The sequence below is a fragment of the Heliophilum fasciatum genome, from assembly GCF_004341395.1.
In the GTDB taxonomy this organism is placed as follows: Bacteria; Bacillota; Desulfitobacteriia; order Heliobacteriales; family Heliobacteriaceae; genus Heliophilum; species Heliophilum fasciatum.
Genome location: NZ_SLXT01000018.1, coordinates 1 through 13,821 on the forward strand (window position 1 = coordinate 1; position 13,821 = coordinate 13,821).

Here is a 13,821-nt window from a genome sequence, read left to right on the forward strand (position 1 = left end):
TGGTCGATCGGCCCGGCATGTACGCACCGCGAGGTGTTTAGTGGACGGGTACGAATCAGTCGAGGTCTTGACCTCACAGGACGTGAGGTCGTTCGCGGTGGCCCGGACGGCCACAACCGCGAACTTCCTTTCGTCCGCAGGATATTCATCAATCACTAAAATCACTGTGTAGTTTTCAGGGAGTAACACACCATTCTAACAAAGCAGTATTTGTCGCATTATACCTACCTGCATAAATCGCAAAGAAAATGCATATAAAAGTGTATATTGTTCCTCGATAGCTCAACGGTAGAGCAATCGGCTGTTAACCGATAGGTTGTAGGTTCGAATCCTACTCGAGGAGCCATTATCGCGGGGTGGAGCAGTTGGTAGCTCGTCGGGCTCATAACCCGAAGGTCACAGGTTCGAGTCCTGTCCCCGCAACCAAAAGTCTAGCAAAGCAGGTTCACCGGAACCTGCTTTTTATATTGATCAGGGAGTTGAGCACGTTGAAGCGGACAATCGGTCGAACTGCCGGTTTTTTTAGCATTGTGTTCCTGATTGCTTTTATTGCTTTTTTAATAGTCGATATTGTGCTTCTTTCTCCACCGGAACTGGTGCAAAGTAAATTAACAACGAACCCGTCATTGACTTTGCCGATCAAGCCGATTGAAATCCCAGATCAACCGGATCCCTCCACGGATTCAGCAATCGTACTCGGACCTGATCTAGAACCGGGTGAAACTGGTAATAATAACCAGGTGCAAGAAAAAAAGTTCGCGGAAGCGGACAAAAATAAGCAAGTACAAAAAGTTGCCTACTTGACCTTTGACGACGGACCCAGTGATATTACACCTTATGTCCTGGATATTTTACGTGAACAGCAAGTACCGGCAACTTTTTTTGTTATCGCTTCATTGGCACAAAATTATCCTGATTATATACGGCGCGCTGTGGCTGATGGTCATCGCATCGGCAATCATACCTACTCGCATAAATATCGGTTGATTTATTCCAGTCCCCAAGCTTTTATTGATGATATCAGTCATGCTGAAGCAACGTTACAGACGATCATTGGTTACCGGCCCACACTGTTGCGAGCTCCTGGTGGTACTGTTGGCAACCTATCTAAAACATTGGCCAGTGAATTACGATCGATGGGATTTATTTTGCATGACTGGAACGTTGATTCCAAAGATACGATGGCGGCTCTGATGCCTGCTGAGAAGATTCGTGAGAATGTAGTTGAACAAACAAAAAGCAAACATGTAGCTGTCATCTTATTTCACGATGGCCCCGGCAAAACAACGCTTCCTGAAGCGTTGCGATCAGTGATTACGGAATTAAAGCAAGAAGGATATCAGTTCAAGACCCTCGATCATCTTTACCAACCCATTGTAGCTATCGATCGATAAGTCGGTGAATGAACTACAAACGAATGGTTATCTGCCAATAAGTAAAGAGCAAACACAAAAGCCGGATCGACAACGATCCGGCTTTTTGCATGAATTTTTTTATTCCAGGCATACTAAAGGAGAAGCAATAGTCACGAAAGTAACGCGAAAAATAAGGAGAATATCAATTATTGTGCCATCGCAGCCCGGGCTTGATTGATAATCTGCGCCATTTCTGCTCGTGTTACCGGCTTTTGCGGACCAAAGGTCCCGTTGGGATAGCCATTAACCCAATGGCGGGCAGCAATGGTGGCAATGGACTGAGCGGCAAAATGATCATCGGTCACATCTGAGAAAGAAGACGATTGTTTTGGCAGTAGCGGTAATTGATAAGCTTTGCATAACAAAAGTGCTACTTCACCGCGGGTGATGGGTTGATCGGGATGAACGGTGTTATCCGGGTATCCTGTAAGCAAGCGAGCGCCATAAGCACGACTGATGCTGTCATAGGCCCAGTGATCTTGCGACAGATCACGAAAGGGCAGTGCCTTGCCTGCCGGCAGTTTTAATAAACCGGTAAGTATTTTCGCCGCTTCTGCACGGGTTACCGCTTGATCGGGATAGAAGCGTCCATCGGTGCGTCCGCTCATGATATCCTTGAGGACGAGTTCACGAATTGCCCCTGAGGCCCAATGACCGACTGTATCCAGATAGTCCAACTGCTGCAACCATGGTTGGAATCCTTGCCAGACCAGGGGATCTTCCTGGCCAAGACGCCAAGCGGCGACGCCACCAAGATTATAAGTATGGATAAAACGCATTTTACTCATTAGCGACGCTCGATCATCAATCCAGATCTCATGGGGACCTTGCTCATCTACATACTTGATTTGCCAGGAACTTTCTGTAGCATCCCAGATGAGAGGTGCTTGATGCGTTTGGGCCAGCTTGATGGCTTGAGGATAAAGTAGACCGTCTCCTTTTTTGCCATTACCCCAATAGCGGCCGTAAAAGGGGATACCTAGAATGAGTTTTTCATGGGGTATCTGTTGGGCGATGGTTTGAACTACTTTTTCAACCCAAGGTTTGCCGGCGACGGGGCCCGGTTCTGAACCATTCCAATGTTGATCATAACTCATGATGATCACACGATCGACGATCGTACCAATTTTTTCGTAGTCATAGGCAGCCGCCAAGCTTGCTGGATGCGGCGTCAGTGAAGTAGAGGCAATCACAGCGACGGATAACTCTTTGTTCATCCGGTTCAACTTTTGGTTAAGGTCATTGAGAAATAAGATAAAGTTATTTTTTTCTGCAGGGCTGAAGTTTTCCAGATCGATATTGACGCCATCACAACCGGTAGCCCGAACAAAGTCAACAATCTGATCAACCAGTTGCGAGCGTTGATCCGGTTGAAGCACTTTGTCACCGGAGGTACGATTAAAGTGATTGGTAAGATAGGGATAAACTTTATATCCTTCTTGATGAAGCCAGGTAAGAAAAGCGGGATCCGTTGTTGTCTTTAAGACACCTTGAGCGTCAATATCAAGCCATGGAACAAAAACTCCATCAATATTGCCTTTGGTTTGTGTTAATTGTTTTTTATAAGTATCGTTACTACCGCCAAAAAGATAGACGTATGCTTTCTTTGTTGTATTTTGAGCCGCAAGTTGATTGATTGCAGCGTCAGCACAACCATAAGGAAAGACGGAAGTTGTTAGTAATGCGAGACATATGAGAAAAATCTGCCAGTATCGTGTTCGCATCATAGTTATCTCCTTTTCAAGTCGTGTTATAATAGAGGCAATGGATTAGGGGGGATGACACGTTGTTAGAACAAAATTGGGCTTCTGAAGCAGTGATCCTGGTTGTTGATGATGTTGTAACGAATGTGGAATTAATGAAGCTACAACTTTCGCGTGCGGGCTACCAAATCTTAACGGCTAGCAATGGCGAAGAAGCACTTGAAATAATTCGTCGGTCCTTGCCCGACTTGATACTCTTGGATGTCATGATGCCGGGAATGAACGGTTTTGAAGTTTGTGCAGCACTCAAGGATGATCCGCATACCCAATTGATTCCGGTTGTGCTCGTTACGGCATTGCATGAAGTGGAAGATCGTATCAAAGGGATCGAGGCCGGTGCTGATGACTTCATCAGCAAACCCTTCAACCGGGTCGAACTGTTAACACGGGTGCGTTCCTTGTTGCGCATTCGCAAATTATACCGGCAGTTGGAACGAAGCTACCAAGAGATAGAAGCAAAAAATGCTATTTTAACGGAAGAGTTAAAAATGGCGCGTCATGTACAACAGCATCTGTTGCCGGCAAAATATCCGGCGTTAAGCAAATTGACCTTTTCAGTTGTATATCGCCCAACGATTGAAATCGGCGGCGATTTTTATGACTTCCTCAACGTATCGGATCAAGAAGTCGGACTTTTTCTTTCTGATGTCTCCGGACATGGTGTGTCCGCAGCGATGTTAACCATGGTCATCAGCACGATTATGCGTGCAGTAGCACAAAAGGTTCAGGAACCTGGCGCTGTGCTTAAGCAGATCAATGAACAGTTCAGCACGATGGTAGAAGGCGAATTGACCGGTACTTTTGTTACGGCCTTTAGTGTCTTAATCAATCAAGCCACGGGCGAAGTGAAGTATGGTAATGCCGGACATCCGACGCCGATCTTGATTCGTGGTGATGGGCGGACAGTGGAACGGTTAGATACCGATGGATTTCCTCTGGGCTTATTTGATTACAGTAACTACGAGCAAAAAGTGGTTCAAATGGAGCCAGGTGACAAGCTTGTCCTCTATACCGATGGCATCTACGATGTGATGAATAAACAACGGCGCATCTTGGGAATGAACAAGTTTATGGACATCGTTTGGGAACTGCGCCAGCTCGATGCTCACAGTTTGTCTGATGAAATCATGCGGCGAATCCATGATTTTGCCGGAGGAGCGGCGCAGCCCGATGATATCTGTTTGATGGTTGTCGAGTATCTAAAATAAAGGTTTGCCGCTTAAGGGATCGATGGTAGACCGGAAGGGCCGGGCGGTGCAGAGCGTGTTGGGGAGAAGCTAGGTACCGCCAGTGCCGGCGGCAGTTCCGGGGGAATTAATTCCAGGCGCCCGAGTGTTTGTGTCTTTGCGCCGTAATCAAAGGCAAGACGATCTTGCCAGTGCAGCGTAGGAAGTTCCATTTGTGGCGGGATGCGTAGGCTGACTACGCGTCCGTCCATTTCCAAGCGTAAGTCATCTTCTTCGCGACCGACAAAGCGGCCTTCACCGTAGGTGGGGTGACCGGCATCCAGATAAGCATAGTAGGTGTTATACCCGTGGATGGCGATCATGGTGATTTCAAAGATCATGGCGATGGCCATCACAATGAAGAACGTTTTAATTTTCCAATACCCTTGAGAATTCAGCGGCGGACGCTTCGCAACTTTTTCGAAAAAAAACTGCCACAGTAACAAGGAAATGAGCATAGCGCTCAAATAAAGTACAACCTGTACCAGTCCTTGATAATAGGCATTCGCATGGATTTGCCAGTATGTTGTGGGTTGCAAGTAAAGATAAAGCAAAAAGATTCCGAGAACGATCAGCACAACACAAAGCAAAGAAAGCAGAAAAAACAAGAATAATCGAAAGGGATTGGCGATCTTTCGTCGTCGTCGACGTACGACTTTTTTGGCACGGGACTGTTGCACAGACAGTTTGATTCACCTCCAGCATATTTCAATACATTTCGTGATTCGACAAGGTATCTCCTGCTTTTTACTATTTCTTTTCTTTTCCAAAGGAGCCAAAGAAGGAAAGACCGATCATAGTGGCGAAAGATTCTGATGATTCCGAAGTAAGGGCGGGTGTATTCATGGCCAGTCAAATGGTTAAAATTCCACGTACCCCTAAAACGATTGAGACGGATCAAGGAACGGTTCACGTTTTTGGTCCCGTCTCCCCTGCTGAAATTATGCAGTATTCCATTTCCGAAGGATTATCAGCGTTTCGTCGTCCCGTAGAACAGCAGCAGGCATTGGCGGAGATTGCCGATTTGCCGGAAGGGCAGATCTGCTTAGCCGTATGTAATCAGTGCATTGTTGGCTACATTACGTTTCATCCACCGGAAGAATTCGAACGCTGGCATCCCAGTAAGGTCCCCAGTGTTTTGGAAATGGGCGCTATCGAAACAAGTAAAGATTGGCGCAAATATGGAATTGGCAGAGCCTTACTGCAAGTGGGTTATGGCGATGGATCGGTTGACGATTACATCGTGATCGCTACGGAGTACTATTGGCATTGGGATCTTAAGGACTCTGGGCTCTCTATTTGGCAGTATCAAAAAATGCTGGAAAATGTTTTTAAATCCATTGGGTTACGACGAGTCGGTACGGATGAACAGGATATATTGGCGCACCCGGCCAATATGCTCATGGCGCGTGTAGGTTCCCGCGTACCGACCGATACAGTAATTTTGTTTGAAGAATCGTTGTTCCTGGACCATATGATGTTCTAAGAAATTGAGAAAGTGAGAGTGAGATTTGATGCTCGTTGAGGAAATCATGGAGCGTAATATCCATTATGTGGGCCCGGAAGCTTCTATCTGGGATACACTAATGCTATCGAATGAGAAGCGCGTCCGTCACGTTCCCATTGTCGAAGACGGCAAACTGCTGGGGATTGTATCGGACCGTGATCTGCGTGACGTTAGCCCGTCAACGTTGGTCGACGGTGATACGTTGCTGCTGCGCAGTACCAAGGTCAAAGAAATCATGCACACCAATTTAATCACCGTCCATCCGCTTGATGCGATGGAAGATGCGGCTCGTATGATTTACGATCACCGGATCGGTTGTCTGCCGGTGGTACAAGAAGATCACTTGGTGGGCATGGTGACGACGTCTGATTTGCTTCATGCAATGGTTGATGTGATGGGCGTTTCACAACCAGGCTCCTATATTGAAATTGAAGTGCCCGATCAACCGGGGGCACTTCTGGAAGTTGCAACGATTGTCAAAGAGCAAAATACCAATATCATCAGTCTTTACATTACGCCCGGTAAGCGCGAAGGATATCGCATCATTGTGTTACGTGTAGCCACTTGGGATCCTCGGGCCATTATCGATCGAATCGGTCAAGCGGGCTATACTTTGTTGTTCCCCGTTTGTTTCCTGAATCAAGGGGGAGTAAAATGATCAAGCGTCCACGGCTTATCTACTCGGATGCCTTCAAGTCCTATGAATTCGCCCCTGATCATCCCTTTCACCCGTTGCGCATCGAGTTGGCCATGGATATGATTCGCTATTGCAACTGGCTGAAAGATGATCAAATCGTACCGCCGGAACCGTGCACACGGGAGGACTTGCTGACCGTTCATCCGACCGGTTTTGTTGATGCTGTTCATGCGGCCAGCACGACCGAAGTCAATCCTTTGACGTTGCGGATGTATGGGCTGGGAACGGATGATACGCCCGTCTTTCCCGGTATGGATGACGCCGCTCGCTTGGTGGTCGGGGCTACACTGCAAGGGGCAAAAATGATCATGGAAGGCCAGACCGATCATGTTTTTCAAATCGCCGGCGGCCTTCACCATGCGCACCGCCATCGTGCATCCGGTTTTTGTATCTACAATGATGCTGCAGTAGCGATTGCTTACCTGCAGCGGCAGCATGGGTTACGCGTCGCATACATAGACACCGATGCCCATCATGGCGATGGCGTACAGTCCATTTTTTACGATGATCCTTCGGTGTTGACGATCTCCATTCATGAGACGGGTCGCTACCTGTTCCCCGGTACGGGCAACGTGGAAGAGCGCGGTCGTTTTGACGGCTACGGTTTCAGTGTCAACCTTCCCTTGGAAGCGTACACGGAAGATGATTCGTTTCTGGAGCTCTATGAGCAATCCGTAGGAGCGTTGCTGGAAGCTTTTCAACCGGATTTCTTGATTACACAAAACGGTGTTGACGCTCATCATCTCGATCCCTTGACCCACTTATGTTTGACGACGCGTTCTTATGTGCAGATTCCTCGCCTGGCCCATCAATGGGCGCACAAGTACTGTAAAGGGCGTTGGTTGGCCATTGGCGGCGGTGGTTATGATCACTGGCGTGTGGTTTCCCGGGCATGGCCGATCGTCTGGGCGGAAATGAATGAAATTAACGACTATGGCCCGATTCCCGAGGCCTGGATGCAGAAGTGGCAATCGCAGAGCCCGGTTGATCTTCCGCCGAATATCCTCGATGGCGAAGATGATTTTGCACCGATGCCGCGCCGTGCCATTATCACCGATAAAAACCGGACGACGTTGCAACGGGTGATGCGTGACGCTCAAAAATTAGTTGCAGAACGCCATACGAATGAATAATGATTTTTTCAGTCGGCTCAGGAAGCCGACTTTTTTTGTCTTGTTGAGGTTTTGGCCTGTAAGGGGTATGCTAGGTAATGAGAGGGTGTGTTCTATTGGCAGCAACTTTTTTACCGATGTCGAAAGCAGAGATGGCAGCACTGGAATGGGATGCTTGTGATTTTATCTTAGTTACGGGCGATGCTTATGTGGATCACCCCAGTTTCAATGCTGCTCTAATCGGACGAACCTTAGAAGCGCAAGGCTATCGGGTGGGCATCATCAGTCAACCGCGCTGGCAAGATGCGCAGGACTTCAAGCGCTTGGGACGGCCGCGCTTAGGCTGGCTGGTGACCGCCGGGAACTTAGACTCCATGGTCAACCATTACACAGCCGCCAAAAAGCGGCGCTCGGAAGATGCCTATACGGCCGGCGGAGAAGCAGGGAAGCGACCGGACCGGGCCACGATTGTCTACGCCCAGCGCTGCCGTCAAGCTTATAAAGAGCCACCGATCATCATCGGCGGGATTGAGGCCAGCTTACGTCGTTTTGCTCATTATGATTATTGGGACGACCGGGTACGGCGCTCGATTCTCGTTGATGCCAAAGCAGACTTACTGATCTTTGGCATGGGCGAAGCGACGATTGGGCACATCGCCGATGAACTGAAGCGTCGGCGCAGCGGTGAGACTTTTCCTTATCCCTTGGGACAAACGATCGCTGGGGTATGTTTTCTTACGACCGACCGGAGCACCTTGCCGCCGGAAGCTGCTTTGGAAATTCCTCCCTTTGAGCAAGTGAGCAGCGATAAGCGGGCCTATGCCCAGGCCTACATGGCGCAAGAAAAAGAACAAAATCCTTTTGCCGGAAAACGCTTGATTCAGGAACATGACGGCGTCTTCCTGGTCCAAAACCGTCCGGCTCTGCCGCTGTCGACGGAAGAACTCGATCGCGTCTATGGACTGCCCTTTGCCCGGCAGCCTCATCCTTCCTATACTGACCGGGGCGTACCGGCACTGGCAGAAGTGGAATTTAGCTTAACAGCCCAACGCGGTTGTTTTGGCGGATGCTCCTTTTGTGCGTTAACCTTTCATCAAGGCCGCATTATTCAAGCGCGCAGTGATGACTCGCTGGTGCAGGAAGCGGAACAATTGATCAAGCAACCGGGCTTTAAAGGGTACATTCACGACGTGGGCGGTCCCACAGCGAACTTTCGCCAACCGGCCTGTGCCAAGCAAGCTAAACATGGAGCTTGCCGTGATCAGCAATGTTTATTTCCGGAGCCCTGCCGCCAACTGGTCGTTGACCATGCCGGTTACTTGCGTCTCCTTCGTCGCTTGCGCGCCCTCAAAGGCGTCAAAAAAGTATTTATCCGTTCCGGCCTTCGCTATGATTATCTCATGGCTGATAAGCCCGAGCGGCGGCGTCAGTTTTTACGGGAGATCTGTGAGCATCATGTGAGCGGTCAACTGAAAGTTGCGCCGGAGCATGCGTCACCGAAAGTGTTGCGCATGATGGGTAAGCCTTCGTTAAAGGTCTATGATGCTTTTCAGAAAGAGTATATGGCTGCTAACGAAGCCCTGGGCAAAAAACAATACTTGGTGCCTTATCTCATGTCCAGTCATCCCGGTTGTGGCTTGCCGGAAGCGATGGAAATGTTCGATACCTTGCAGACGTGGCACCATCGTCCGGAACAAGTGCAGGATTTTATTCCGACGCCAGGCAGTTTGTCCACTTGTATGTACTATACCGGCTTCGATCCGCGTACCATGGAACCCTTGACGGTTCCTCGTACCACCCGTGAGAAGGCCATGCAGCGGGCCTTGTTACAACCGCATTTACCGGTCAATCGTTCGCTCGTTTATGCTGCGCTGGCAGCTGTTGGACGCGGTAGCGGTGCAAAGAAAACGCCGAAAAATCACCAAAGCGCGGCACCGTCTCGCGAGCGTCGGCGCAGCGATAAAAACAAAGGCGGCAAACGTCGTTTTTGACAGTTCTTCCTGAACCCGTTATACTGATAAATTATGAGGATCACTACCAAAGGCAGTGGCAACCGGGGAAAGGGCGGAACGATTTTGACCGTATCGATACATCTCGCCAGCTTAGGCTGCGCAAAAAATCGTGTAGATGCAGAAGTCATACTGGGCCAGTTGCAAGGGGCCGGCTATCACATTGTGGAGCGTCCTGACGATGCAACCGTGCTGATTGTGAATACCTGTGGCTTTATCTTACCGGCCAAAGAAGAGTCCATTGAAACGATTTTGGACATGGCGCGGTATAAGCAAGAAGGGTGTTGCCAATTGTTACTTGTCGGTGGTTGTTTGGCGCAAGGTTATGTCGATGAACTGGCACCAGCCCTGCCTGAGGTGGACGGGTATTTTGGCCCCGATGATGTAGGGCAGATCGTTGCGATTGTCAACAAAGCGTTGGGGGAGAAGCTCGCTGTGCCCCATTTGGCGTCACCGCAGTTTCTTTATGATCATACAATGGCACGAGTCTTAACCACACCGCGCCATTATGCTTATATCAAGGTGGCCGATGGCTGCGACAATCATTGCAGCTACTGCATGATTCCTGCGCTGCGCGGCTCCTTTCGCTCCCGCGATGAAGCATCGGTGATTGCCGAAGCGAAGGCGCTGGTCGAGCAAGGTGTTCAGGAACTGCTTTTGATTGCACAAGATACAACCCGCTATGGTTTGGATAAAACCGGTGAATTTCGCTTACCGGCATTGCTTGATGCCTTGGCACCGGCCGTTGCTCCTGCGTGGATTCGCTTGATGTATTGTCATCCGGCGCATTTTACACCGGCCATGATTGAAGTGATGGCCCGTCATGGTAACATTTGCCGTTATGTGGATCTGCCGTTACAGCATGTAGATGATCAGATTTTAACGGCGATGAACCGCCGGACTACGCAGGCCAAGATCCGCCAACTGGTAGCGGACTTGCGGGCGGCCATGCCTGGTATTGCCTTGCGTACATCGTTGATCGTTGGTTATCCCGGGGAAACAGACACACAATTTCAGTCCATGCTCGATTTCTTGACAGAAATGCGCTTTGAACGGGTCGGTGTGTTTACATATTCCCAAGAGGAAGCGACACCGGCGGGACAGCGTGATGATCAAATCCCGGAAGCCATCAAGCAAGAGCGCTTTGATCGAGCTATGGCTCATCAGCAAGACATTTCGCTGGCAATCCAGCGTGAGCAGATGGGCAAAATCTTAGCTGTGCTTGTCGATGAAGAAGTGGAGCCCGGGCGTTATCGCGGGCGCAGTCACCGTGAGGCACCGGAAGTAGATGGTTATATTGAATTTACAGGTCAAGGTTGGCAACCGGGTCAAGTCGTTCCGGTACGGATTACCGCCGCACACCACTATGATCTGATGGGAGAAGCGTTACATGAACCTGGCGAATAAAATTACTCTGACCCGTGTGTTGTTTGTTCCCTTGTTCATGGTGATTTTACTGATCCCCGGTATTCCCTACCGCCAGTATTTAGCGGCTGCCGTTTTTATTTTAGCGGCAAGTACCGATGGGCTCGACGGATATATTGCAAGGTCGCGCAAGCAGATCACCCGCTTTGGTACCTTTTTGGATCCCCTGGCTGACAAGCTGTTAATCTCGGCCGCCTTGATTTCCTTGGTCGAACTCGGTGATATTCCGGCTTGGATCGCCGTGACGATCGTCGGTCGCGAGTTTGCCGTTACGGGCTTGCGATCCATTTTGGCGACGGAAGGCCATACCGTTTCGGCCAGCAAGCTGGGAAAATTAAAAACAGTCTTTCAGATCATCACCGTTGTGGTGATCCTGATCGATGAAGCGCTGTCGATTGTCATACCGGTGCGTATTTCACAATTCATCCTTTATCTCACGGTGATTTTCACACTTTGGTCCGGTATTGATTATTTCATTAAAGCCAAACCGATTCTCCAAAACCGCATGGATATGTAATATATCCAGCGGTTTTTTCTTTTCCATTGCTTACATAATGAAATTGCATCCAAGAATAAGTATAATCAACGTTGATATGATGAACGAATCGGGATACTGGAAAGGAGCGTTGACCTTGTTCGGAGGCATTCGCTGGTTGCCTGTACTGCTTTTTACAGTGGTAGCGTTAGGTGGACTTGGAGCAGGACAAGTTGTTTATGATCGGTATTGGGTGGAAGCGCCTTATGCGCAAGCCATTGCCTCCGTATTGCCGGAAGCGGCGATTCAAGTACACAAAGAAAGTGATCATACCCGCATCGAATTGCAAGGCCCACCGATCGAAGATCTGGGCGCAAGTTATCCGGTGATTTATCAAGCCAGCCAAGAACGTTTTGGCCCGAATGTGCAGATTAGCTGGCCGCCGACCGATGATCCCCTGTTGCAATCCCTGTGGGATCAACTGCAGTTTCTGATTTACCAAGGGATTGAAACTGGCAACTATACAGTGATGAAAGAATCGAGCGATCAACTGATTCAGGGCTATAGCGGTGTAACCGGCAAAGTAGCGATGGATCGTGATTTTGTTTATGTACAATTAGTCCATGGTGATGATTGCTTGTACCAAGTGATCCCCCGTGAAAAACGAGGTGAAACACGATGAATCGAGCTGATCGTTCACATTATGGCAAAGAAATCGCCGTAGGCGCTGTGGTCGCGCTGGCGTTATTTCTTGCCTGGAAATGGCTGTCCCTGATGCCCGTCTTGTTTTTACTTTCCTCGGGGGCGCTGATTTATTTTTTGGTGGAGAAGCAAGGTTTTGGTAGCAGCAGCCCTGGAGAACGGGCGAATGATTCTAACTTTACTTTTGATGAAATCGGCGGGCAGGAAGTGGCTAAGCAGGAATTGAAGGAAGCCCTTGATTTTATGGTGCAAAGCCAGGCAGCCCGTGAGCTGGGCATCCGCGCCTTAAAAGGAATTTTGCTTTGCGGTTTGCCAGGGACCGGCAAGACCTTGCTGGCCAAAGCGGCCGCTACCTATACCGACAGTGTTTTTCTCAGTTGTGCCGGCAGTGATTTTATCGAAGTCTATGCCGGTGTTGGTGCCAGTCGTGTGCGCAGCTTGTTTAAGAAGGCCCGTGATCAAGCCAAAAAAGAAAACAAAACGGGCGCGATTGTTTTTATTGATGAGATGGATGTGCTTGGTGCCCAGCGTGGTGGCAATCGCGGCCACATGGAATATGAACAAACGCTCAATGCCTTACTTGTGGAAATGGACGGCTTAAAAGATGATCACCCAGTGCGGTTATTGGTCATCGGTGCTACCAACCGGCCCGATTTGCTTGACCCGGCATTGCTTCGTCCGGGTCGTTTTGATCGGCAGATTCAAGTGGATCTTCCCGATCGGGAAGGCCGCAAGCATATTCTGGCGATTCACACTCGGAATAAACCGATGGCTGATGACGTCGATTTAGATGTATTGGCGCAAGAGACCATTGGTTTTTCTGGGGCTCAATTAGAAAGCGTGGCCAATGAAGCAGCCATATTAACCTTACGCGCTCAAGAGCAAACGATTAACTTAGAACGCATGAAGGAATCCATTGAAAAAGTATTGCTCGGTGCCAGTCGTGATCGCCGGGCGCTGGACGAAGAACTGTGGCGCGTCGCTGTCCATGAAACGGCCCATGCCATGGTCAGTGAATGGGAGCAAAAAGGCTCCGTCGTGCGCTTGACGATTTCGCCGCGGGGGCGTGCCCTTGGCTATTTGCGGCAAGTTCCTACGGAGGAGCGCATTCTCGATACGCGCAATGATCTGCTTGGTGGCATTCGTGTCGCTCTGGCTGGTTTGATTGCCGAAGAACTCATTCTGGGTCAAGGATCGACTGGGGCACAGCAGGATTTGCGTGTTGCTTCGGATCTGGCCCGGCGCTTATTGTTGTCCGGCCTTTCTCATCTGGGCCCTATTGATACGGCCGAGTTACCGGAGACGGTGCGCTTTCAGGAAATCCAAAAGATCCTGGCTGCGGAAACGGCCCTGATCCGGGAGCGGTTAGCAGCGGTCCGGGCTCAGTTAGAGAAAACAGCGCGCCATTTGCGCGAACGAGAAAGCCTTTCGGGACAAGACTTCCGAGCATTGATGGAACAGTGTGCCTAGCTTCGAGCAGGACGATCGTT

Annotated in this window: 12 protein-coding genes and 2 tRNA genes; 12 read left to right on the forward strand and 2 right to left on the reverse strand. The window is 49.5% G+C overall.

Annotated elements, in window-relative coordinates; all coding sequences use genetic code 11:
- Positions 1–271 precede the first annotated feature (271 nt).
- The 3 genes from EDD73_RS09855 (at position 272) to EDD73_RS09865 (ending at position 1,394) form a co-directional block, all read left to right on the forward strand.
- Positions 272–346 (forward strand) — tRNA-Asn (locus EDD73_RS09855).
- Between the two features lie 4 nt (positions 347–350).
- Positions 351–426, forward strand: a tRNA-Met gene (locus EDD73_RS09860).
- A 62-nt stretch (positions 427–488) separates the two neighbouring features.
- Positions 489–1,394 carry a polysaccharide deacetylase family protein gene (locus tag EDD73_RS09865; RefSeq protein WP_165876444.1) on the forward strand — a complete coding sequence of 302 codons (906 nt, stop codon included), beginning with the start codon at positions 489–491 and terminating at the stop codon, positions 1,392–1,394.
- Positions 1,395–1,561: 167 nt separating this feature from the next.
- On the opposite strand, the gene EDD73_RS09870 is transcribed toward EDD73_RS09865, so the two are convergent.
- Complete coding sequence (locus EDD73_RS09870) at positions 1,562–3,139, reverse strand: S-layer homology domain-containing protein (RefSeq protein ID WP_165876445.1); 1,578 nt, start codon at positions 3,137–3,139, stop codon at positions 1,562–1,564.
- A 62-nt stretch (positions 3,140–3,201) separates the two neighbouring features.
- On the opposite strand from EDD73_RS09870, the gene EDD73_RS09875 reads away from it, so the two are divergent.
- On the forward strand, positions 3,202–4,386 hold the full coding sequence (locus EDD73_RS09875; RefSeq protein ID WP_131919628.1) for a PP2C family protein-serine/threonine phosphatase: 1,185 nt from the start codon (positions 3,202–3,204) through the stop codon (positions 4,384–4,386).
- An 11-nt stretch (positions 4,387–4,397) separates the two neighbouring features.
- Here EDD73_RS09875 and EDD73_RS09880 read toward each other — a convergent pair whose 3' ends face one another.
- A complete protein-coding gene (locus tag EDD73_RS09880) occupies positions 4,398–5,084 on the reverse strand; it encodes a hypothetical protein (RefSeq protein WP_131919629.1) in 687 nt (228 codons plus the stop codon).
- Positions 5,085–5,248: 164 nt separating this feature from the next.
- Between EDD73_RS09880 and EDD73_RS09885 the strand changes: the two genes are divergently transcribed.
- The 8 genes from EDD73_RS09885 to EDD73_RS09920 all read left to right on the forward strand — a co-directional run bounded on the left by EDD73_RS09885 (position 5,249) and on the right by EDD73_RS09920 (position 13,801).
- Positions 5,249–5,890: a GNAT family N-acetyltransferase gene (locus tag EDD73_RS09885; protein WP_131919630.1), complete on the forward strand. Its 642-nt coding sequence runs from the start codon at positions 5,249–5,251 to the stop codon at positions 5,888–5,890.
- A gap of 28 nt (positions 5,891–5,918) precedes the next feature.
- Positions 5,919–6,569 carry a CBS and ACT domain-containing protein gene (locus EDD73_RS09890; RefSeq protein WP_131919631.1) on the forward strand — a complete coding sequence of 217 codons (651 nt, stop codon included), beginning with the start codon at positions 5,919–5,921 and terminating at the stop codon, positions 6,567–6,569.
- Entirely contained in the window at positions 6,566–7,741 is a 1,176-nt protein-coding gene (locus EDD73_RS09895) for an acetoin utilization protein AcuC (RefSeq protein ID WP_131919632.1), read from the forward strand. The genes EDD73_RS09890 and EDD73_RS09895 overlap by 4 nt, the downstream gene beginning before the upstream one ends.
- A 116-nt stretch (positions 7,742–7,857) precedes the next feature.
- Positions 7,858–9,711, forward strand: a complete 1,854-nt coding sequence (locus EDD73_RS09900; RefSeq protein WP_243116882.1) for a YgiQ family radical SAM protein — start codon at positions 7,858–7,860, stop codon at positions 9,709–9,711.
- Positions 9,712–9,795: 84 nt separating this feature from the next.
- A complete protein-coding gene (rimO, locus tag EDD73_RS09905; protein WP_243116881.1) occupies positions 9,796–11,136 on the forward strand; it encodes a 30S ribosomal protein S12 methylthiotransferase RimO in 1,341 nt (446 codons plus the stop codon).
- A complete protein-coding gene (gene pgsA / locus EDD73_RS09910) occupies positions 11,120–11,671 on the forward strand; it encodes a CDP-diacylglycerol--glycerol-3-phosphate 3-phosphatidyltransferase (RefSeq protein ID WP_131919635.1) in 552 nt (183 codons plus the stop codon). The genes rimO and pgsA overlap by 17 nt, the downstream gene beginning before the upstream one ends.
- Positions 11,672–11,786: 115 nt before the next feature.
- Positions 11,787–12,311, forward strand: coding sequence for a hypothetical protein (locus EDD73_RS09915; RefSeq protein WP_131919636.1), 525 nt, complete (start codon positions 11,787–11,789; stop codon positions 12,309–12,311).
- On the forward strand, positions 12,308–13,801 hold the full coding sequence (locus EDD73_RS09920; protein WP_131919637.1) for an AAA family ATPase: 1,494 nt from the start codon (positions 12,308–12,310) through the stop codon (positions 13,799–13,801). Before EDD73_RS09915 ends, EDD73_RS09920 begins: the two co-directional genes overlap by 4 nt.
- Positions 13,802–13,821: the final 20 nt, after the last annotated feature.